The following is a 22,683-nucleotide window of genomic DNA, read 5'->3' as shown; positions in this document are numbered from 1 at the left end:
TGTTAAGTAAATATAGAATTTGAAAGAAATTGAAATGGCAGGAGATAGATTCTCGTGCCATTTTTTATTACAAAACCCCAACCTTTTATTTAAGTACTAAAAATGATAATAAATTTTCGAAAAAGTATTTTTTCATGCCTGCTGATTGTTTCTTTTCTTTTTTTAGAAGATCAAAATGTTTTTGCTCAAAGAGAAGTTTTGTATGAGCAGTACCTGCAAAATCCGATGGCGATAAATCCCGCTTTTACGGGCGTCCGGGAAACATTTAATATGACAGCGATGTTTCGTCGGAAGTGGTTTACAATTCCCAATTCGCCCTCCAGCCAGACTTTCGCAGGTGACGGTACAATTTCAAACGGAAAATTTGGAATAGGTTTTCAGGCTCTGAATGATCAAACCAGTTATTTTACAACGACCGCTTTTTCCGCCTCTTTTGCCTATCACCTGGGGATAAATGATAATTGGAAACTGGCTTTGGGCGGGCAAGGCGGTATAAATGTTTTGCCGGTTTTTGATACACAGTCGTCTCTTAATAGTACAAACAGAGCACTTGGCAGTTTTGGATTAGGTGCGTGGCTTCATTCGGATGATTTTTTTCTTGGGGTTTCAAAACCTGAAATTTTATCTCAGAAATTTGGTCAGCAGTCCATCGCATCTTTTTACAGGCGGCCGCTTTATATTATGCTGGGTGGGAGTTATGCGCTGGCGGAAGATGTGAAGTTATTGCCAAATTTACTTGTTGTGCAGGAAAAGGATTATAAACTCAGGGTAGATTTTGGCGGACGCGTCTGGTTTAGTGAGAAAGTAGGCGTAGGAGCTACTTATCATGCGGGAGGAGCTTATTCTTATGGCGGTTCAAATATTAATTATTTACAATTATCTGCCGAAGCTCAGGTAGGTAAGAATATAAGGCTTGGATATTTTTACAGTACACGACAAATTGAACAAATTAACATAGTTTCCAATGCGCCCAAAGGAATTCACGAGTTAATGCTGAAGTTTGTTCCTAACCCGAATGGCTTCCAGAAGTATTGAAGTAAACTTAAGGTGAATATCTCTTAACATGTTTAGTAAAAAGGAGATTTTTTGCGTTTTGTTTACATAAGTCTCGTAACTTTGTGCGGTAAATGAAATAATCACATTTGTGATGGATAAATACACATATATAGCAAATTCCGACGCCGCTTACATAGAGGAATTATACAATTCCTATAAGCAAGATTCAACCTCCGTAGACGAAGGTTGGCAAAAGTTTTTTGAAGGGTTCGATTTCTATCAGAAGTTCCCTGCTAATGGCAATGGACATGCCAATGGCGCCACCAATGGAAAAGTAGTTGCAACACCTGGAAAGGTAGATGCAGCTCAGATCCGAAAGGAAATGGAGGTGGTTCATTTGATCCGTGGTTATCGTTCAAGAGGTCACTTATTGGCCACTACTAACCCGATACAGAAGAGAAAAGATCGCAAGCCACAACTGGAATTAAGTGATTTTAGTCTTGGACCTGAGGATCTTGATTCTGTTTTTGAAGCTGGAACCGAAGTTTTTGGACGTCCTGCAACCCTGCGTGAAATCGTCGATTCTCTGAAAACAATTTATTCAGGAAATATCGGATTTGAGTATCTCTACATTCGTGACCGGGAACAAAAAAACTGGTTGCGCAAGAAAATTGAAAAAGAAGCATTGAACATGACTTTTTCAATTGATGAGAAAAAACATATTCTTTCGAAATTGAATGAGGCGGTAGTTTTTGAAAATTTCCTTCACACAAAATACCTTGGTCAGAAACGTTTTTCACTGGAAGGTGGAGAAACAACGATTCCTGCTCTTGACGCGATGATCAACAAAGCTGCAGAAATGGGCGTGGTTGAAGTGATGATCGGTATGGCGCACAGAGGTCGTTTGAATGTGCTTGCTAACGTGATGCAGAAAACCTACGGACAGATCTTCAACGAATTTGAAGGTAATTTGCCTGATCAGGTTTGGGGTGATGGTGATGTAAAATACCATATGGGTTACGCAAGCCAGATCACTGCTGAAAACGGAAGCCAGGTCCATTTGAAACTTGCTCCGAACCCATCACATCTTGAAGCGGTAAATCCGGTAGTTGAAGGATATATCCGAGCAAGAGCTGATGGTATGTATGAGTCTGATTATGACCGCGTACTTCCTGTGATTATTCACGGAGATGCAGCGGTTGCCGGTCAGGGAATTGTTTATGAAGTTACACAAATGTCTGGCCTTAATGGCTATTACACCGGTGGAACAATCCATTTTGTAATCAATAATCAGGTTGGTTTTACAACGGATTTTGTTGATGCGCGTACAAGTATTTACTGTACTGATGTTGCCAAAGTTGTTGATGCACCTGTTCTTCACGTAAATGGTGATGATCCTGAGGCCGTTGTATTCTGTATGAGACTGGCTGTTGAATATCGTCAGAAATTCAATAAGGATATTTTTATTGATATGGTTTGTTATCGTCGTCATGGCCATAACGAAGCGGATGAGCCTAAATTTACACAGCCGACACTTTACAAATCCATAGAAAACCATCAAAATCCACGCGAAATCTATCAAAAGATTTTAGCGGATCGCGGAGATGTGGATGCGCAGCTGGCGGCTAATATGGATAAAGAATTCAAGACTTTGCTTCAGGAACGTCTTGACATGGTGAAACAAAAGGCCTTGCCTTATATTTTGCCAAAACTGGAACAGGAATGGCATAGTCTGAGAAAATCAACGCCTACGGATTTTGAGAAATCACCTGAAACGGGTGTTCCTCTTGAAGTTCTTGAAAAAATAGGAAAGGCTATCATCAATACGCCGGAAGGTTTCCAGCGATTAAAACAAATTGATAAACTTCTTAAAGATCGTGAGCAAATGATTTTTGAGAAGAAGGAAGTAAACTGGGCCACTGCTGAGTTGCTTGCTTACGGATCAATTCTTGTTGATGGAAATATTGTTCGTTTAAGCGGACAGGATGTTCAGCGTGGTACTTTCTCTCACCGTCATGCAGTATTGCATGATGTTGAAACTAATTTTTCATATAGTAATTTAGAGCATATTCAGGAAGACCAGGGGCCTTTCATGATTTATAATTCTTTGTTGTCGGAATATGCGGTGCTAGGTTTTGAATTCGGTTATTCAATGGCAAATCCTAACGCTTTGGTAATCTGGGAAGCGCAATTTGGAGATTTTGCCAATGGAGCACAAGTAATTATTGATCAGTTTGTTACTGCAAGTGAAACAAAATGGGATCGTTGGACTGGCCTGGTGATGCTTCTTCCTCACGGATATGAGGGTCAGGGACCAGAGCACTCAAATGCACGTCCGGAACGTTATTTGCAATTATCTGCTGATTACAATATCATCGTCGCGAACGTGACAACACCGGCTAACTTTTTCCACATGATGCGCCGTCAGTTGAAATTCCCGTTCCGTAAGCCTTTGATCGTGATGTCACCTAAATCGATGTTGAGACATCCGCTTTGCGTTTCTCCACTCGAAGATCTTACTAAAGGTTCGTTCCAGGAAACGATCGGTGATAGTTTTGTGGACCCTAAAAAGGTAACAAAAGTCTTGTTGTGTACAGGGAAATTGTACTACGAATTGTACGAAAGACAGCAAAAAGACAAACGTGATGATGTTGCCATCATTCGTTTGGAACAAATGCATCCTTTCCCTCAAAAACAAATCGACGAACATCTTGCACTTTATGAAAATGCGAAAGTATTTTGGGTACAGGAAGAGCCTTTTAACATGGGTGGATGGACTTTCATGCTTCGCATGTATGCCGGTGCTAAACCATTGGAGGTAATTGCCCGTCGTTCAAGTGCGTCGCCATCAACAGGATTCTCGAAAATCCATGCCCAGGAACAGGCTGAGATTATTCGCAGAGCATTTGAATAGGTATTCAACTAGTTATAAAAGACATAATTCGTTCATCATATTGCTGTAAAAATGGCTGAAATTGAAATAAAAGTACCGCCGGTTGGCGAGTCAATTACTGAGGTTACGATTGGAAACTGGTTCAAAAATGACGGTGATTTTGTGAAGTTGGACGAGGTAATTTGCGGACTGGATTCAGATAAAGCAACGTTTGAACTTACTGCGGAATCGGAAGGTGTTTTGCATATTAAAGCACAGGAAGGCGATACCCTGAATATCGGTGAATTAATCGCAACGATCGATCCTGCCGGTAGTGGCGGTTCTGTTGCAGCGCCTGCCGCATCGGCGGCCCCGGCATCAGCTCCTGCTCCTGAAAAAGCAGAAGAAAAAGCACCGGTTGCAGCGGCAGCACTTGCTGAACCAGCAGGTACCACTGTGGCAAAAATTTATGAAATGAAAGTTCCGGCAGTAGGAGAGTCTATTACAGAGGTTACCATTGCTTCCTGGAGCAAAAAGGATGGCGACCACGTAGAAATGGACGAAATTATCTGCGAACTTGAATCTGATAAAGCAACTTTTGAATTGCCATCAGAAGCAATTGGTACATTAAGAATTGTTGGAAAAGAAGGTGATACTTTACCGATCGGCGCAGTAATTTGTACGATTGAAGTAGGCGCCGGAAGTTCTGCATCTGCTCCGGCTTCTGCGCCGGCAGCTCCTTCAAGCAACGGTGCCGAGGCTGATAAAGGATATACAGAAAAACATACTTCTCCTGTTGCTGCCAAGATTTTGGCAGAAAAAGGAATCGATCCTAAGGATGTGAACGGTTCTGGTTCAGGTGGAAGAATAATGAAAGATGATGCTTTAAAAGCGGGTGCTAAACCTGCAGCAGCGAAATCTGCGGCACCGTCTGCTCCTGCAAAAGTAGCAATTCCTGGTGAGCGCGGTCAGCGTCGTGAAAAGATGTCGTCGCTTCGTAAAACAATCGCAAGACGCCTTGTGGCTGTGAAAAACGAAACTGCAATGCTTACAACTTTCAATGAAGTTGATATGAAACCGGTAATGGATCTTCGTAACAAATTCAAAGACAAGTTCAAAGAGAAACATGAAGTTGGTTTAGGCTTTATGTCATTCTTTGTGAAAGCGGTAACGGTTGCTTTGAAAGATTTCCCGGTAGTAAACGCATATATTGACGGCGAAGAATTGGTTTACAATGACTACGCTGATATTTCAATCGCAGTTTCTACACCACGTGGTTTGGTTGTTCCGGTTATCAGAAATGCAGAAGATCTTTCTTTCTCAGCTATTGAAAAAGAAATCGTTCGTCTGGCAGTACGTGCCCGTGACGGAAAGTTAGGTTTGGATGAAATGTCCGGCGGAACTTTCACAATCACTAACGGTGGAACTTTCGGATCAATGCTTTCAACACCGATTATCAATGCACCACAATCTGCGATTATGGGAATGCATAATATCGTTGAACGTGCTGTGGTGGTAAACGGAGAAATCGTTATCCGTCCGATTATGTATCTGGCACTTTCTTATGATCACCGCATCATTGATGGAAAAGATTCAGTAAGCTTCCTGGTTCGGGTAAAACAATTACTTGAAGATCCAATGAGATTATTACTTGATATGTAATTCTGAATAGATTTAACAAAAAAGACTTCGGAGGGATAATCTTCGAAGTCTTTTTTGTTTTGTCAAGGTTAATGAAATTGATTAGCCTAACTTAGGATTTTCCTTATGCCGGTCTTTATCCCGTTCTGTTTTCTTTGCCAGATTTTTTTCAAATGCCTCAGTCAGATTAATCCCAGTTTGATTCGCCAGACAGATCAAAACCCAAAGCACATCGGCCATTTCGTCTCCCAGATCTTTATCCATATCAGACTTTTTGAAAGACTGATCTCCATAAGTTCTGGCCATAATCCGGGCTACTTCACCCACTTCCTCGGTCAAAATTGTCATGTTGGTAAGCTCTGAAAAATAGCGAACGCCATAGGTTTTTATCCAGTTATCGACTTGTTCTTGTGCTTCGTCAAGGGTCATAATTTATTAGTATTAAATTCTGTTTTTAGAATCAATCACAATGGTAACCGGGCCATCATTTAGTAAAGCCACCTTCATATCTGCTCCAAAAATTCCTGTTTGAATTGGATTTTCCAGCTCTTTGTTGAGAAACTCAATCATTTGCTCATACAATGGAATGGCAACTTCCGGTCGTGCCGCATCTATAAATGAAGGTCTGTTTCCTTTTTTTGTACTGGCGTGTAAAGTAAACTGACTTATCAAAAGAATATTTCCGGTCACAGATTTCAAATCGAGATTCATCTTTCCTTCCTCATTACCAAATATTCGCATCCCGATTATTTTCTTGCCAAGCCACTCAATATCTTCTTTGGTATCTTCATGTGTTATACCAAGTAAAACTAAAAATCCGGCGTCAATTTTGCCTTCAACTTTTCCTTCAATCGTTACGGATGCTTCGCTGACACGTTGAATTACTGCGATCATAAATGAATTATTAAATGAAGTGCCAAACCGAAGTTTTTCCTTTTGACAAACAAAATCTTACATCGGCAAAATAACAATAAATAAAAATAGGAATACATTTCAGTAAATTTTATTTCAATATCAAAATTAGCAGGAAATAATACTGAACATCTTGAAACACGGCGTTAAGGGTCGTATATTGTAAAAAGGAAGTATTTGAACAGAAGCAAATTATTTTCAGATGATCGTAACAGATAAATCAAATGCTGGAAAATCGACCGTGAAGGAAGAGCGAATATCGGTTTTTGATATTTTCAAGATCGGTGTTGGGCCGTCCAGTTCTCATACATTAGGACCTTGGCGGGCAGGGCAGTTATTTGTAAAGTTATTAGAAAGTATAACGAGTCTGGATGAGGTAATTTCTGTCAAAATCAATTTATATGGCTCATTGGCAAAAACCGGAAAAGGCCACGGAACAGACCTGGCTGTTCAATTGGGACTTAGCGGTTATGATCCTGTTACGATGGACACCAAACAGATCGACAATATCAAATCCCAAATTGCCGATAACAATAAACTGATTTTAAGCGGTAGTAATGAAATTGATTTTAATCCCAAAGTGGATATTATATTTCAAATGAGGGAATCACTGCCTTTTCATCCTAATGCTTTAACCTTTACAGCAGATACACATGGAAGCGGAACGATAAGTGAAACTTATTATTCTGTAGGTGGTGGTTTTGTTATCAAAGGAGAAAACAAGGAAGAAATGGCAACCCCTTGCGTAAAATTACCTTTTCCTGTTGATCACGCTTCTGATCTTTTAAACTGGCATCAGAAAACCGGAATGGTCATTTCTGATATTATTTATGAGAATGAAAAAGTATGGAGAAGTGAGGATGAAATAAAGACAGAGTTGCTGAATATCTGGAGAGTGATGAAAGAGAGCATTTATGAAGGCTGTCATAATGAGGGGATTTTGTCAGGGGGATTACATGTAAAGCGCAGGGCAGCAACTTTAAATAAGAAACTTTTGAATGGAAAAGAATACAGGAACTATGACGAATGGATTGATGCCATTCGAACCAGTGGCAATGGATTCAAATATACGCTCGATTGGTTAAGCTGTTTCGCTTTGGCAGTTAATGAAGAAAATGCTTCTTTCAGCCGTGTTGTCACAGCTCCAACTAATGGATCGGCTGGTGTAATTCCTGCGGTTTTACAATATTATCTTATTTTTTGCAACGGCACAGATGAAGACATTATCCGGTTTCTGTTAACTGCGAGTGAAATCGGCTGTATTTTCAAAAAAGGAGCAACCATTTCTGCGGCGATGGGCGGGTGTCAGGCTGAGATCGGGGTTTCTTCTGCTATGGCTGCCGCCGGACTGACGGAAGTTTCTGGTGGTACTGTTGAGCAATGTATGATGGCGGCGGAAATTGCTATGGAGCATCATTTGGGTATGACCTGCGATCCTGTCGGTGGATTGGTACAGATTCCTTGTATTGAAAGAAATACCATGGGCGCAATTAAAGCGATTACAGCGTCTCAGCTTGCTATGCAAAGTAATCCTGAAAATGCAAAAGTTTCATTGGACAACGTCGTGAAAACGATGTGGGAAACGGCTCTTGATATGAATTTTCGCTATAAAGAAACTTCCGAAGGCGGCTTGGCCATTAATATTCCAATCAGTTTGAGCGAGTGTTAATTCAGATTTGTTTTTATAAATGCAATAGCAAATGTGCCAGTCCAAAATACACACCATAACCGATCAAATCATTGGCCGTAGTAATAAATGGCCCCGAAGCAACAGCAGGATTTATGCCAATTCTATCCAAAACAATAGGTGTGACTGTTCCGGTAAAAGATGCCAGGAATACAACTGATAATAAGGCCGACGAAACAACGAGTGCAAGTTGTAATTCGTTGCCAATCAGTAAATTAAATCCGAATACAATTCCGCTGATAATCAAGCCATTAATGGATGCTACGGCAAACATACGGATGAGGCGATTCCAGACACTGATATCCAAACCCGTTTTATCGGCAATACTTTGAAGAATAATCGATGATGTCTGGATACCAACATTTCCCCCGGTTGAACCAATAATAGGAATGAAGGCAGCCATCGCCGGAATTATTTTGAGATCCCCTTCGAAGAAACTGATAAATTTTGCTGCCAGAATTCCTCCCATCATCCCAACCAAAAGCCAGGGTAGACGTGCGCGGGTTTGCTGGAAAATTGTATCGTCCTCTTCAACATCTCCGGTAATACCGGCCATGGCCAACGTATCAGAATTAGCTTGCTCGGTAATCACATCGATAACGTCATCAATTGTAATTCGTCCTAAAAGTTTTCCCTGAACATTTACAACGGGTAGAGCATCAAGGTCATAACGCTGCATAAGTTCCGAAACTTCCTCCGCCGGACGATAAGTTTCAACAAAAATAACATCTTTGTCGTACAGACTTTCAATTCTGGTATCCTTATTTGCCAGTACGATTTTTTTTAGAGAAAGTATTCCCAGCAAAATCCCATTGTCATCAATAACGTAAACAGCGTATACTTTTTCAACATCTTCTGCCTGTTTTCTTAGTTCTTCAATACATTGATTTACATTCCAGTTGACATTGGCTTTTACCAACTCTTTCTGCATCAAACCACCCGCTACATCTTCATCATAATGTAGCAGATCGAGAATGAAACGCGCTTGTTCGCGGTCTTCCAGTAAGGCAATAACTTCTTCCCGAACTCTAATTGGTTGCTCATTCAGCAAATCCACTGCATCATCCGAATCAAAAAGATTGACATAACGGGAGATTTCTTCTGAAGTAAATGCTTCCAGAAATTCTCGTCTTTCATTCGGATCCAGCGCTGCCAGAATTTCCGCGCCAAGTTCAGTATCCAGTTGATTGATCAGATATCTGGCTTCGGTAGTTTCCAATTCATACAGCAAGCCAGTTATGTCGGCCGGAAAAAGCTCAGCCATTTTGGTACGAATGGCTTCGGGATTTTCAGTGACGATCAGTTCCTGAACTTGTTCAACGTATTCTTTGGTTAACTCAAAATTCATAAATCTTTACTGGCAAAGGGGTAATGGAAAAGTGATGAGATTAAATTGGTCGGGCTAAAAAGCGTATCTAAAACGATTCTCTTGTCAGGATATTTCTTGCTGATTCGCTTTTATTACACCTTCTGCGAGGATGGTTAATTCCACAAAATCAGCAACACTAAGCTGTTCAGCACGTTTTGTCAAAAGCGGATGTTCGGGCATTTCACCAATCGGTTTAAGCGCATTCCGAAGCGTTTTTCTGCGTTGATTGAAAGCAGTTTTTACAACCCGGAAAAATAATTTCTGATCACATGCAAGTGACTTTGTTGCATTTCTGGCCAGACGAATCACACCGGATTGTACTTTTGGAGGTGGATCAAAAGCGCCGGGAGGAACCGATACCAGATACGTTATATCGTAAAACGCTTGCAAAAGAACACTCAAAATCCCATAATCCTTATTCCCGGGAGGAGATGCAATGCGCTGCGCCACTTCCTTTTGCAGCATACATACCACTTCCTGAACCTGATCAGGCATTTGTAAAACCTTGAAAAAGATCTGGGAAGAAATATTGTAAGGGAAATTCCCAATAATTGCAAAAGGTTCAGGAAATACTTCCGAAGTATCGTATTTAAGAAAATCACCTTCAATAATCCGAGGGGTTAATTCCTCATAATGTTTTTTCAAATAGACAACGGATTCTGTATCAATCTCAATTACATAAGTTGAATAGTTAGTTTTTTGAAGCAAAAATTGCGTCAATACACCCATCCCCGGGCCTATTTCCAATACTTTACTATATCCTCCATGTCCACTCAAACCGTCAACAATCTTGTTGGCGATATTCATGTCTTTAAGGAAATGTTGTCCCAAATGTTTCTTGGCACGAACTTTCGAGTCGTTCTGTTTTTTATAATTTATTTTCACGAGCCAAAATTACGTCTTAATTCGTAGATTTATCGAATAAAGAATAGGAAGTAATCTTAAAAATACGGTTTCCGGCAAATTATGGAAATGATATCATCACTGACTGACTGGCAGTCAATACACACCACGCTGCAACATTTGAATTTGATCGGGGTAACTTTTACGCCCGATTTTATTATTCGGGCGATTAGTCCCTATGCTATAAAGAAAACCGGCTGGCTTGAATCGGATTTAATCGGGGAAAGTATTTTCGATAAACTTGTCCCGAAAGATGAGGAAGACGAGATCAGCCAGATGCTTGAAGAAGGAATTCAGGGAAAGCGAAAACTGGAACAGCGTGAAGTCCCGTTTCTGGCGCAAAAGGGAACGCTGCGTACTTTTTCGATCAATTCCGTATTGATCCAAAACGAGGATGACAAGATTTTGTACATCACATTAGTTGGTGACGATATCACCAGAAAACGCCGGATGGAATCTTCTATCACCAAATCGAATGCACAGCTTCAGGATCTGGTTGATAACACAAGTGATTTAATTCAACTTGTTGCAATTGATGGAAAATTCATCTTTGTAAATAAAGCCTGGCGTGAAGTTTTGGGTTACCGGCTGGATGAAACCGCTTCCATGCGTATGCAGGATATTCTGCATCCACAATACAAAGACGCGGCCATAGCGCAGCTTGATTTGATTCGTGAAGGGAAAGCCAACGCCAATTTTGAAACGGTCTTTTTAAGTAAGGAAGGGAAAAAAGTTTTTGTAGGAGGAAGTGTCAATTGTCGTTTTGATAACGGAAAACCGACCGCTTTTCGTTGTATTTTAAATGATTATACGGAAAAGATAAGGGCAGAAAAAGCACAAAGCCTTTATTATAGTATTGCCAACTGGACGGTCAATACCCAAAATCTGGATGATTTTTATCATACGATTCATCAGGAATTGGGCAAGATCATTGACGTCCAGAATTTCTTTATTGCACTTTATGATCAAAGCAAAAGTTATCTGTATTTTCCGTATTATGTTGATCAGTATTTCAAAGGAAACGTACGTTTTACAAGGCGGAGATTGGGAAATGGGGTCACTGAATATGCGATTGCATCAAATAAACCACTTTTTCTTTCCGATTCAGATATTGAAAATCTGGCGAAAACGAATAGTCTTCACCTGTATGGCGTAACGCCGAAATTACTTTTATGCGTACCGCTTCGCATTGGCGACAGAGTTACGGGAATTATCGGTGTCAAATCATATGACGACCCGAATATGTTCGATGCGCGTGATCTGGAATTACTGGAATTTATTTCCGGTCAGGTTGCTTTGGCGATTGCGCGTAAACAGAGTGAAGAGGAATTGAGTAAATATGCGGCTCGGTTGAACGCTATTTTTGATAGCAGTTCGCACCTGATCTGGTCGGTTAACAAAAGTTTGCAGCTTACTTCGTTCAACCTGAATTATGCGGATCTGGTTGAAGGCCAGGTTGGCGTTCGTCCTTCGTTGAATATTAATGCTGAAAAATTTGGCTGGCGGATTGTTGGGCAGAAAAACAGAAGAGCGCTTGAAACAAAATACCGTCAGGCACTTCGCGGCGAACCTCAGTATTTTGAGTTCAAGATTGACAGGACGAATGGCGGGGAAATGTGGCTGGAATTTTACCTTAACCCGATTCAGTATTCGAACGGTGTTATTGAAGAAGTTTCCGGTATAGCACGTGATATTACAAGGCGTAAGGAAGCGGAATTATCGCTGCGTCATAGTGAAGAATTGTTCCGTGGGATTTTTGAAAACTTACAGGATATTTATTGTCGTATTGACCGTCAGGGACGGATTTCGATGATCAGTCAGTCTGTTTTCAAAAGAATGGGTTACACGCCTGATGAGGTGATTGGGCATGAAATTACCGAATTCTTTAAAGACCGGAAGAAGATTTATTCTGCCTTGATAAGACTTCGGAAAACAAAAAGTTTGCGAAATTTTGAAATAAGCATAAATCGTAAAGACGGTACAGAACGCCAGTTTATGGTGAATATGCTGATGTTTACAAATGATAAAGGTAAGGCGATTGAAGTGGCGGTTTTGGCCAGGGATATCACGGAATTGAAACGAAATGAGCTGGAATTGTTAAAAGCAAAAGAACATGCAGAGCATTCGTTAAAGGTAAAAGAAGGCTTCCTGGCTAATATGAGCCACGAAATCCGGACGCCAATGAATGGCGTAATCGGGATGATCGATTTGTTAGGTGAGTCAAAGTTGAATCCTGAGCAACGGGATTATGTGATGACGATCAAGCGTTCTTCCGAAACTTTGCTGGATATTCTGAATGATATTCTCGATTTGTCAAAAATTGAAGCAGGGAAAATGGTGTTGCATGAAACGCCGGTTGCAGTGGAGGAATTATTGGTCAAGCTGGTTTCATTATTTGGGCAAACAGCTAAAAATAAAGGGGACGAATTAACTTATCACATAGCGGCGGATTTACCTCAATTTATCATCGCGGACCAAACCCGACTATTACAAATTCTTTCCAATCTGACTTCTAATGCGATAAAATTTACTGAAAAGGGAGCGGTTAAAATTCTCCTTTCTCTGGTGAAAAACGAAGGTAAGATTTATAAGATCAAAGTGGAGGTACAAGATTCGGGAATCGGTATCAGCGCAATTGACAAGCAGATTCTGTTTACTTCATTTACACAGTTGGATAATTCTTCCCGCAAATCTTTTGGCGGGACGGGTCTTGGATTAGCTATTTCCAAACAGCTTTGTGAGCTGATGAATGGGGAAATCGGTGTGGAATCTACGGTAGGAGAGGGTAGCACATTCTGGTTTACTTTTGAAACAAAAAGCACTTCCATTGCTCAGGTTAGTTCCGGCGCACAAATGGAAGAAGTACCTATTGAAAATGTTTTCTCTGAATTTCACCCGGTTATTTTGCTGGTTGATGATAACGCCGTTAACAGGAAAGTTGCCAATGAAATTTTGAAGAAATCAGGTTGTATTGTGGATCTGGCGGAAAGCGGTTTTCAGGCTATTGAAAAGGTTGAAAATAAACTGACACTTTCCGGCGAAAGTTATGATATCATTTTCATGGATATCCAAATGCCTGATATGGATGGTGTTGAGACAACGCAGGAATTGAAAAAGCGTTTTCCGAAACTTACATCGCCGATTGTGGCCATGACGGCCTATTCAATGAAGGAAGATCGCGACCGGTTTATGAGTCAGGGAATGGACGATTATATTGCGAAACCGATCCGTGCCCAACATTTGATATGGAAAGTAAAAGAATTACTTGGTAATGTTGAAGGCCGAAAACTGGAATCAAGACAAAAGGAAATTGCTCAGGAAGTTTCACTGCCGATTCTGGATAGAGAAATTATTGATCAGTTGAAAGCCATTGGCGGAGCAGATCTTGTTTTCTCAGTTTTTGAAGATTTTGTCATGGAATCTGATGAGCTGGTTGAAGGGGCGGTGATGGCTTTTGCTACCGGAGATATCCCGACAGTGAAAAGTAATTTGCACACCTTAAAAGGAAGTGCCGGAACGGTCGGTGTTTCTCAGGTTGCTGAAATAGCAAAAGATGCAGAATGGCGGTTAAAATCCGATGATACAAGTACACTGGCAGAAGTTTTACCGCAACTGCAAAAAGCATATCGTAGATTCCTGGATAATTATGAAGCGTTATTAAAAGACTGGCTGAAATAAAAAAAACATTGCTTTGCACATTCCTTATTTGTTCAATTGGTAGGAACAGCTTACTGTAAAGTGCCTTTTTGAAAACCAGGGAATGTGCTTTTTATATCAAATATTTTTCACGCACAAGAGTGCAGTGATGAATAGCATGGCCAACGGTCATCCATCCTAAACTTCTTGCGGAATATTCTTCTGTTTGGTTTGGGAACTTATAATCCAGCATATCATTTGTCATATGACTGAAAAGCGTAATTGTGGCATCCCTTACGCTTATGAGTTCTTCTGATATATCTTCCAAGGTTCGCCCGTTTACGTTAAAATCTTTGTTGTAATCATTTCCCTGAGGAACTTCCAGAAATACATCGATCTGCCGGGAGTAGCAATATGCCTTGTAGGCATAATACCGTTCATCGTCGGTAAGATGAATAAAAACCTGCCGGATTGTCCATTTATTTTCAGCATATTTGAAATCTTCTCGCTCAGCAGGAATCGAGTTAATCAATTCTATTACATCCGCTTTATTTTGTTGTAATGCTGAAATTAAATCATCTCCGATGGTCAGATTGAAAAAATATGGATACCACGGCGGTGCGTCTTCTAATTTTGGACGGTCAATTTTTGTCATTTGGTTTGAGAAGTTAATCGCCGGAGGTATTGTGTTTTCGTTTTGAGGTATCTTAAAATTAAATAAAAATTCGGGACTAAGTATTTGATTATGCTTTTTCCCAAAAAAAATCTCATTCTCTCAAATTATTCCGTCGATAAAATCGCCCAGATCATCGGTTGAAATTGCCTTTTTGCAGATTGATTCAGGTTTATCTGTCGGACGGTTAAACTTTTTAAATAAATGTGGCTCTAACCTTCCGGAAACCTTTACTAGAAATCATGAAAATATTATTTTCCTCCGCATTACTGATACTGTGCATGGCACTGCCAGGCTTTGTTCAGGCGCAAACCGCTCAAATTACAGGAACAGTACTTGACAGTACCAGCCGTTCGCCGGTCGTTGGAGCCTATGTGGCTGTCAGCCGCAATACTCCGGATGCGAAGCCGGAATATGTAACTACGGATGTAAACGGGAAATTTCTTGTGACCGGGCTTAGTAAAGAATCCTATCGTGTCAAAGTTTCTTATTTGAGCTATAAGGATTCTGAAAGGGTAATCAAAATTTTAGATGATGTTCAAAATACCGGTACATTTCTGCTTTCTGAAGCGATATCGAATTTGAAAGAAGTGAAAGTAATTGGTCAGGTTGCGGCAACGGAACAGAAAGGTGATACCACACAATTCAATGCCGCTGCATATAAAACAAATCCGGATGCAACAACGGAAGATTTAATCCAGAAAATGCCCGGCATAACGGTGATAAACGGAACGGTTACTGCACACGGTGAAACGGTTAACAAAGTACTGGTTGATGGGAAGCCGTTTTTTGGAGACGATGCAGCGCTAACCTTAAAATCATTACCGGCAGAAATTGTTGATAAAATTGAAGTTTTTGATAAGTTAAGCGATCAGTCCGCATTTACAGGCTTTGATGATGGAACGGGTCAGAAAACGATCAATATTGTTACAAAAGCAAACCGCAGAGTTGGACAGTTTGGAAAAGTTTATGCAGGATATGGTCTGGACGACCGGTATCAGGCGGGAGGAAATATGAGCTTTTTTAATAAAAACCAAAGAATCTCCATAATAGGCCTTACGAACAATATTAACGTTCAAAACTTTTCAAACCAGGATTTACTTGGTGTGTCAGGGAGTAGTGGAGGTGGTGGTGGCGCAAGAGGAGGAGCCGGAGGAGCAGGTGGTGCTTCCAGCAATTTTCTGGTCGGAAACCAAAGCGGATTAACTGGTACCAATTCTTTTGGGTTAAATTATGCAAACAAATTTGGCGAAAAAGTTGATGTGACTGGAAGTTATTTCTTCAACAGAACCAGCAATAATAATTTCCAGAATACGAATCAGGATTACTATGGCAAACAGCTTTATAAAGAATCAAATACATCAGGAAGCACTAATACTAATCACCGTCTTAACTTCCGTGTTGAGTATGCGATTGACAAAAAGAATATGTTGATTTTTACGCCGCGATTAAGTTTTCAGAACAATCAGTCGGGAACGGTAAAAGATGGATTTACTTCGCTGAGTAACGGCTCGGCGGTCAATAGCACGGCTACGGATCAATCCAATAAAAATCACGGTTATAACTTTACAAATGATCTTTTGTTCCGTCACTCGTTTGACAAAAAAGGCAGAACGCTTTCGTTTAACCTTAATACGCAGATCAACGATAAGAGTGGAAACGGACAGTTATATTCTAAAAACCAGTATTTTACCAATTTGGAAATGCCTGGTGATACGATTGATCAGCGTAATTATACTTCTTCAAATGCACTGAGTTTGGGTGGAAATCTGGTTTATACCGAACCGATCAGTAGCACCGGACAGTTGCAATTTAATTATGGTTTGACAGTAAGCAATAGCAATTCAGATAAGGAAACTTATAATAATGTTTTGCCGGATGGAAGTTCTTATACGCAACTTGATTCCTTGTTGTCAAATAGTTTTGACAATCGTTATACAACAAACCGTGCAGGAATTGGCTATCGTTACAGAAAAAACAACTGGTCGGGAAATGTAGGTATCGATTTTCAGAATACCGGATTATATAGTCAGCAATTGTCTCCGATCAATGAAAAGGTGGATCACACTTTTACTAATTTTCTGCCAAACTTAATGCTTACTTACCGGTCGAAATCAGGAACACAATTCCGTACTTTCTTCCGTAGTTCCACCAATCAGCCTTCCATTTCCCAGCTGCAAAATGTGGTAGACAATAGCAATCCGCTTTCATTGACTGCCGGTAATCCAAACCTGAAACAGGAATATCGCAATACCATGAATATGCGTTATTCGATAGCAGGTGCGAATCATCCGTATAGTTTGAACGCTATGATTTTTGTTACCCAAACAAATAACGCCATTGTAAATTCAACCTTAATAGCACAGCAACCGACAACTTTGCCCAGCGGAATTGTTTTGGAACAAGGAGCCAAACTTACCGCACCAATAAACATGGACGGAAGCTGGAATGCAAGAACTTTAATTGCTTACGGGAAACCGATTTCTAAAATTAAACTGAATGTAAACCTTACTTCCGGTTTCAATTATGTGCGTGCTCCGGGTATGATCAACAATGTTTCAAATTTTTCTAACACGTATGCTTACAGCCAGGGATTGGTTTTGAGTAGTAATATAAGCGAGAAACTGGATTTTACGGCTTCTTATTCAGGTAATTACAATGTGGTTCGTAATTCGATTCAGCCAACGCTTAACAATAATTATTTTACTTCGAGTATTACTGGTCGGGTTAACTGGATTTTTGGAAAAGGTTTTCTTTTTCAAAGCGATGTTAATAACCAGTCTTACCGCGGTTTGGGTGCGGGTTACAATCAAAACTTTACTTTATGGAATGCCAGTTTTGGTAAGAAATTCCTGAAAAATAATGCCGGAGAATTGAAACTGACTGTATTTGATATTTTAAAACAAAACAACAGTATCGCACGTAACGTAACTGAAACATATGTACAGGATGTAACAAGCCGGGTTTTGACACAATATGCGATGCTTACTTTCACTTACACATTGAGAAATTTCGGAAAAATGCCAACCAATAATAATTCAGAAAGACGTCGTGATTTTGACGGAATGGGTGGTGGATTTCCAGGCGGTGGTGGTGGAAGACCAGGAGGTGGCGGACCAGGAAGTTTTTAATGGAGTTTTGCGTTTGCAACGCAAAACGGATTATTTGAGCGTTTGTAATACGATTAACATAAATTGTTTTCGGATTACAAACGCTTCATTTTTTTTACATTATCTCTTCGTAGGAAAAGGAATAACAAGCTCCTCACCACGGCTGGCCAGATCTTTCGTTTTTCCATTAGCTTTCATAATAGCTTCCTTACTTACATCATATTTCCCGGAAACAACTTTTAAAATATCGCCAGGTCCGACGGTATGAACTGCTTTTACACGGATTTTAAGTTTATCTCCTGACTTTAATTCTGTTATTGACGGATTTAAAGCTTTCAGAGTTTCTGTTGTAAGATTATATCGACTAGCCACAGAAGAGAAAGTTTCACCGCCTTTTACAGTTCGTATAATTTCCCGGCCGCCAATCCTTGAAGCCACAACTTTGGCATCTTCTGTTTTCTTAGGCTCCTCTTTCTTTTCTTTTTCCTTGGTTTTCTCTTTATCCTTTTCTTCTGTTGCCTTTGGTTTTGCCTTAATCACAGGATCTTCGGATTCAGGTTCTTCTGCAACAGGTTCTTCAGTAACTGTTTTATCCTCAGTGGTATCCTTTACGGTTGAAGTCAGCTCTTCGGAGTTCGTGGAATCATCAGAAACGTATTCATAGCCTACATAAAGCATTGCTAAAACCAACAATACCAACACAAATAAGGTAATAATCGGGAGGTTGGATTTTTCGGTAGGGCGTATGTTTCGTTTTTTAGGGCTTTCGTCTTCCATAGTTTAGTGGTGATTCAATTGACAGGTGACTTTACTTTGATACGAAAATAATAAACCAACGTTACTTTACAACTTCATTTTTTAATTCCTTATTCATAGCAGCGACTTTATCTTTCAACCCTTCTTTAAAGATATCCAGTCTGTTAGCAACATCACTATCACTTGCTCCGATAATTTGTGCTGCAAGAATTCCTGCATTTCTGGCACCGTTCAATGCAACCGTGGCAACCGGAACACCGGAAGGCATTTGTAAAATTGATAAAACAGAATCCCAGCCATCAATCGAATTACTTGACAAAACCGGAACTCCAATGACCGGCAAAGAAGTTAGTGACGCTACCATTCCTGGTAAATGTGCCGCTCCGCCTGCACCGGCAATAATTACTTTCAATCCGCGTTGACGAGCGCTTGATGCATATTCCAGCATTCTTTCCGGCGTACGATGTGCGGATACAATTTCCATTTCAAACGTTATTCCAAGCTCATTTAGTGCGTCAGCTGCTTCCTGCATTACCTTCCTGTCCGACAGGCTTCCCATGATTATTCCTACCATTGTATTTTATATTTTATTAATTACCTTTTCGAAATGGTAATTATTTTTTTTCAAACTGAGAACTGCTTATAACTCTGATATTCTTTTTCACAAAATCAACCTTTGCTTTTAATAAAGCCAAATCATGATCCATAATCGTTATGTGGCCCATTTTTCGGAAAGGTTTTGTGATCGCTTTCCAATATAAAAACGGGAAAACCTGATCCGTTGCCAGAAGCTTTTCCATTCCTTCATATACAGCAGGTCCTTCAAAACCATCTTCTCCCAATAAATTGACCATGGCAGAAGGAGCGTACGTTTCTGTACTCCCCAAAGGCAGATCCAGGATCGCTCGCCAATGTTGTTCGTATTGAGACGTTGCATTTGCGCGGATCGTGTGGTGACCGCTGTTATGCGGGCGGGGAGCTACTTCATTAATAAGCACTTCACCATCGGCTGTCAGGAATAATTCAACGGCCAGTAAGCCCACAATCCCAAAAGATTCTGCCGTTTTTTTAGCAATTTCCTGTGCCTTCAAATCCGTTTCGACGCTGATCTCGGCAGGTGCAAAAAGATATTCAACCAGATTAAGTTCAGGATGAAAAACCATTTCCACCGTAGGGAAACATTTAACTTCCCCTGACGGATTTCTGGCAACAATTACGGCCAGTTCCTTTTCAAAAGGCACCGTTTTTTCCAATAATCCGGGCTGGTCAAAAGCCTTTTCAATATCTGCCTGGGATGTAAGACGTTGCACACCGCGACCGTCATATCCGTCACGTCCAAGTTTATGAAACGCCGGAAGGAAATCTATAAAATTTCGGACATCTTCACGGCTTTCAGTCAGGATAAATTCTGCTGTGGGAAGTCCTTTTTCAAGGTAAAATTGTTTCTGGATTCTTTTATCCTGGATTTGCCGGATTACCGAAGGCTGCGGATAAATCCTCTTTCCTTCCTTCTCCAAAGCTTCCAGCGCTTCAACATTTACCTTTTCTATTTCAATGGTAATAACGTCAAGATCCTTACCAAACTGGTAAACAGTATCATAATCCTGCAAAGAACCTTGGGTGAATTTCGGGGCAATTTTGCGGCAGGGCGCTTCTGCGTCGGGATCTAAAATGTGAATATCAAGGTTCCAGTCTATGGCGGCCTGCAAAAGCATAAGTCCTAATTGACCACCGCCAAGAATACCTATTCGGGATGAAAGCATTTAGTAGTTCGATTGTATTTGTGCAAAATTGGTGGAAAAACTGCGAACTTAAAACTGTTTGCACCAATAATCACGATTGGATAAGCCACTTAGCTTACATTAAATCATTTCATAAACCTGATTAAGCCGATTTCGACTAGCAAAAAGAAAAGCGCGGCGTATAAAAAATATTTCCAAAGGCTGGTTCCAAAGTTCTGCTGCTGGAATTCTTTGGCAAAAGCGTCATCATCGATTTTATCAAAAACCTGAATGTTTTTTTGTCCTGAAAATATATTCCTCAGCTCCGCAGGTGAATAATAGTCAAGCCGGGATTCTGCATTACTATGATTTAAGGCGATTAATTGCTCCGTTTTATTATCCTTTATCAATTCGAAATAACCCGCATCCAATCCGTTTCCAAGCTGGTCGCCTTGCGGAATTTCAAGTAAAAGCTGGTTGCCAACTATTTTTTGTGAAGGAATTAATTCCGTTTTGTTTCGTCTCAACTTATAAACCGTATTCTGGCTTTCATTGGCAACGGTTAGCGCAATTGGATTTTCATCAAATGTAAAAGCCGTGCGTTGTGCTCTCACACTTAATGCGGCCATTTTATACATGATCGGAACAAAAATGGCATGTTGGGCTATTGATCCAAATTCAGGATTTAACGGAGCTGCAAACAAATATATTTTTCCCTTACCACCAGAAATCTGGTTGAGATAAGGCTGACCGCTGCGTAACGACAAAAGTGTTTGTCCGGCATTAGTCCAGTTCCATGCCGGCGACGCAGAAGGCAAATTTAAATTTATTTCCTGACGGATCGATTCTTCAAAAACATCACTGAAAAACGGATTATTCCGGTCAGGCGCAGCTATTGCAATAAGATCGCGGGAAGTATTTTTTTCAGAAGTCAAGCCATTGATGCCAAAACTCTGAAGCAATGATATATAACTTGTTGCATTGGGCAGCGATGGAGGAATGACGGTAAGACTACCACCTTTTCTTACAAAATCCTGGATCTCCTGAGCCAAAGTACCGCCAGGCTGTTCAACACCTTCGAGCACTACCATATCTGAATTTTTAATCAAACCCGGATCAACATTTTGAGCGGCATAACTTTGAAGTGCAAATAAACTGTCGTTTGCATAAACGTTATCAATATAGTTGCCATCCTGTTTTTGTCCATAAATATGCAGAATACGAATCAGCGGAGAGGCGTTTAAAACAAAATAATAGTCATTGTCAAAAGTTACCGGGAAATCATCAAATGTGATTCTCCCTTTTTTATAACCTTTTCCTTTCAGGTTGAAATTGAATTTTGCAATTGCACTTCCGTTTGCGGGAACATTCACCGATGCGGTTGAAGACTGTGTATTGTCAAGACTTAGCTTCAAAACAATCTTTTTAGCCGCCTCACTGCCTGAATTGCTCACTTTTACAAAAAGAATATTGTTCTGCAATTCACGGATAAAAGGTGTATTCAGCCAAACCGAATCTACAAAAACATTTTTCTCCGCAACTGCCTGAACCGGCACAAGAAAAAGCCGGTTAACAGTATCTGTTTTTAATTTTGACAAATCGCCGGCAGTACTTTTTTGGAAATCAGAGAACCAGAAAAACTGGTTTTTTGCTGTGCTTTGATGTTTTGTCACCAGATTTTCCTGGCGTTTGTAAACCTGTTCCAGTGTACGCGGCGTATGTGAAAGTCCGATTGTGGTAAACCTGTCCCGGATTTTATCCGCCGGATAAAGTCCTTGTTCCTGAGATGAAAAATCGTTTGTAACGAGTTGCAGTGATGAGGCATTTTTAAATAATCCCAGCAAATCATTCAGCCTTGTGGTTGCAATATCAAGATAACGTTTGCTGTTCGATTCGTTTTGCATACTGAACGAATTGTCGAGATACAAACTGGTAATCCCTTTTCTGTCAACAGAAGTATCATTTTTACCAGGTAAAAACGGTTGCGCAAATGCAATTACCAGACAAATAATGGCCAGTGAACGAGCCGCTAAAATGAGCCAGTGTTTTATTTTTCGGATTGAGCGGGTTTGTGTTTCTACCGCTTTAAGAAAAGCGACATTGGTAAAATAAACACGTTTTGTACGTCGGAAATTAAATATATGAATGGCTATCGGAACCGATACTGCCAGTAAACCCCACAAGAATGACGGAAAAAGAAAACTCATTTATGATTGAATGTTTGTTTAGCAGTCGGCTTTCGGCTGTCAGTTTTTGGGCTCATAGGAATTTGATATCTTAAAGAACGTAAATTTTTCAATTATCGGATGATAAACTTTTGCTTTTTATTACTTCGTGCCACACCTAAAAGCTAATCGCTAATATCTAAAAGCTCTCAAAGCTATTTATTTTGTCCGCTTTCTGATAA

The 22,683-nt window shown here is 40.3% G+C and carries 15 protein-coding genes; 6 read left to right on the top strand and 9 right to left on the bottom strand.

The genetic code is table 11. The annotated features are described in order from the left end of the window. Positions 1-102 precede the first annotated feature (102 nt). The 3 genes from FDK13_RS07895 (at position 103) to odhB (ending at position 5,530) form a co-directional block, all read left to right on the top strand. A complete protein-coding gene (locus FDK13_RS07895) occupies positions 103-1,035 on the top strand; it encodes a PorP/SprF family type IX secretion system membrane protein (protein WP_137339449.1) in 933 nt (310 codons plus the stop codon). Between the two features lie 112 nt (positions 1,036-1,147). Continuing rightward, positions 1,148-3,910, top strand: coding sequence for a 2-oxoglutarate dehydrogenase E1 component (locus FDK13_RS07890; protein ID WP_137339448.1), 2,763 nt, complete (start codon positions 1,148-1,150; stop codon positions 3,908-3,910). A gap of 51 nt (positions 3,911-3,961) precedes the next feature. Beyond that, positions 3,962-5,530, top strand: a complete 1,569-nt coding sequence (gene odhB, locus FDK13_RS07885) for a 2-oxoglutarate dehydrogenase complex dihydrolipoyllysine-residue succinyltransferase (protein WP_137339447.1) — start codon at positions 3,962-3,964, stop codon at positions 5,528-5,530. 81 nt (positions 5,531-5,611) lie between these two features. Here odhB and FDK13_RS07880 read toward each other — a convergent pair whose 3' ends face one another. Both FDK13_RS07880 and dtd read right to left on the bottom strand, forming a co-directional pair. Beyond that, the gene (locus FDK13_RS07880; protein ID WP_137339446.1) at positions 5,612-5,938 is read right to left on the bottom strand and encodes a nucleotide pyrophosphohydrolase; all 327 of its coding nucleotides are present in this window, start codon (positions 5,936-5,938) and stop codon (positions 5,612-5,614) included. A 12-nt stretch (positions 5,939-5,950) separates the two neighbouring features. After that, positions 5,951-6,403: a D-aminoacyl-tRNA deacylase gene (gene dtd / locus FDK13_RS07875; protein ID WP_137339445.1), complete on the bottom strand. Its 453-nt coding sequence runs from the start codon at positions 6,401-6,403 to the stop codon at positions 5,951-5,953. Positions 6,404-6,623: 220 nt separating this feature from the next. Here dtd and FDK13_RS07870 point away from each other — a divergent pair, with 220 nt between their 5' ends. Continuing rightward, positions 6,624-8,090: an L-serine ammonia-lyase gene (locus FDK13_RS07870; protein ID WP_229215950.1), complete on the top strand. Its 1,467-nt coding sequence runs from the start codon at positions 6,624-6,626 to the stop codon at positions 8,088-8,090. A gap of 13 nt (positions 8,091-8,103) precedes the next feature. On the opposite strand, the gene mgtE is transcribed toward FDK13_RS07870, so the two are convergent. Both mgtE and rsmA read right to left on the bottom strand, forming a co-directional pair. Continuing rightward, the gene (gene mgtE / locus FDK13_RS07865) at positions 8,104-9,456 is read right to left on the bottom strand and encodes a magnesium transporter (protein WP_137339444.1); all 1,353 of its coding nucleotides are present in this window, start codon (positions 9,454-9,456) and stop codon (positions 8,104-8,106) included. An 84-nt stretch (positions 9,457-9,540) separates the two neighbouring features. After that, positions 9,541-10,356 carry a 16S rRNA (adenine(1518)-N(6)/adenine(1519)-N(6))-dimethyltransferase RsmA gene (rsmA, locus tag FDK13_RS07860; protein ID WP_137339690.1) on the bottom strand — a complete coding sequence of 272 codons (816 nt, stop codon included), beginning with the start codon at positions 10,354-10,356 and terminating at the stop codon, positions 9,541-9,543. 87 nt (positions 10,357-10,443) lie between these two features. On the opposite strand from rsmA, the gene FDK13_RS07855 reads away from it, so the two are divergent. After that, the gene (locus FDK13_RS07855) at positions 10,444-14,058 is read left to right on the top strand and encodes a PAS domain S-box protein (protein WP_137339443.1); all 3,615 of its coding nucleotides are present in this window, start codon (positions 10,444-10,446) and stop codon (positions 14,056-14,058) included. 91 nt (positions 14,059-14,149) lie between these two features. Here the strand turns inward: FDK13_RS07855 and FDK13_RS07850 are convergent, their stop codons facing one another. Next, positions 14,150-14,671 carry a DinB family protein gene (locus FDK13_RS07850; RefSeq protein ID WP_137339442.1) on the bottom strand — a complete coding sequence of 174 codons (522 nt, stop codon included), beginning with the start codon at positions 14,669-14,671 and terminating at the stop codon, positions 14,150-14,152. 260 nt (positions 14,672-14,931) lie between these two features. Here FDK13_RS07850 and FDK13_RS07845 point away from each other — a divergent pair, with 260 nt between their 5' ends. Continuing rightward, entirely contained in the window at positions 14,932-17,820 is a 2,889-nt protein-coding gene (locus FDK13_RS07845) for an outer membrane beta-barrel protein (RefSeq protein WP_137339441.1), read from the top strand. Positions 17,821-17,919: 99 nt separating this feature from the next. Here the strand turns inward: FDK13_RS07845 and FDK13_RS07840 are convergent, their stop codons facing one another. From FDK13_RS07840 to FDK13_RS07825, 4 genes are all read right to left on the bottom strand, one after another. Continuing rightward, positions 17,920-18,576 (bottom strand): LysM peptidoglycan-binding domain-containing protein, encoded by a 657-nt coding sequence (locus tag FDK13_RS07840; RefSeq protein ID WP_137339440.1) that lies wholly within the window; start codon positions 18,574-18,576, stop codon positions 17,920-17,922. Positions 18,577-18,637: 61 nt separating this feature from the next. Next, positions 18,638-19,129 (bottom strand): 5-(carboxyamino)imidazole ribonucleotide mutase, encoded by a 492-nt coding sequence (gene purE / locus FDK13_RS07835; RefSeq protein WP_137339439.1) that lies wholly within the window; start codon positions 19,127-19,129, stop codon positions 18,638-18,640. 40 nt (positions 19,130-19,169) lie between these two features. After that, positions 19,170-20,318, bottom strand: coding sequence for a 5-(carboxyamino)imidazole ribonucleotide synthase (locus tag FDK13_RS07830; RefSeq protein ID WP_137339438.1), 1,149 nt, complete (start codon positions 20,316-20,318; stop codon positions 19,170-19,172). Positions 20,319-20,422: 104 nt separating this feature from the next. After that, positions 20,423-22,483: a BatA domain-containing protein gene (locus FDK13_RS07825; protein ID WP_137339437.1), complete on the bottom strand. Its 2,061-nt coding sequence runs from the start codon at positions 22,481-22,483 to the stop codon at positions 20,423-20,425. Between the last annotated feature and the right edge of the window lie 200 nt (positions 22,484-22,683).

Source organism: Dyadobacter frigoris (assembly GCF_005280585.1).
GTDB lineage: Bacteria > Bacteroidota > Bacteroidia > Cytophagales > Spirosomataceae > Dyadobacter > Dyadobacter frigoris.
The sequence above is the reverse complement of the archived record's forward strand: the minus strand, read 5'-3'. Positions and strand labels throughout refer to the sequence as shown.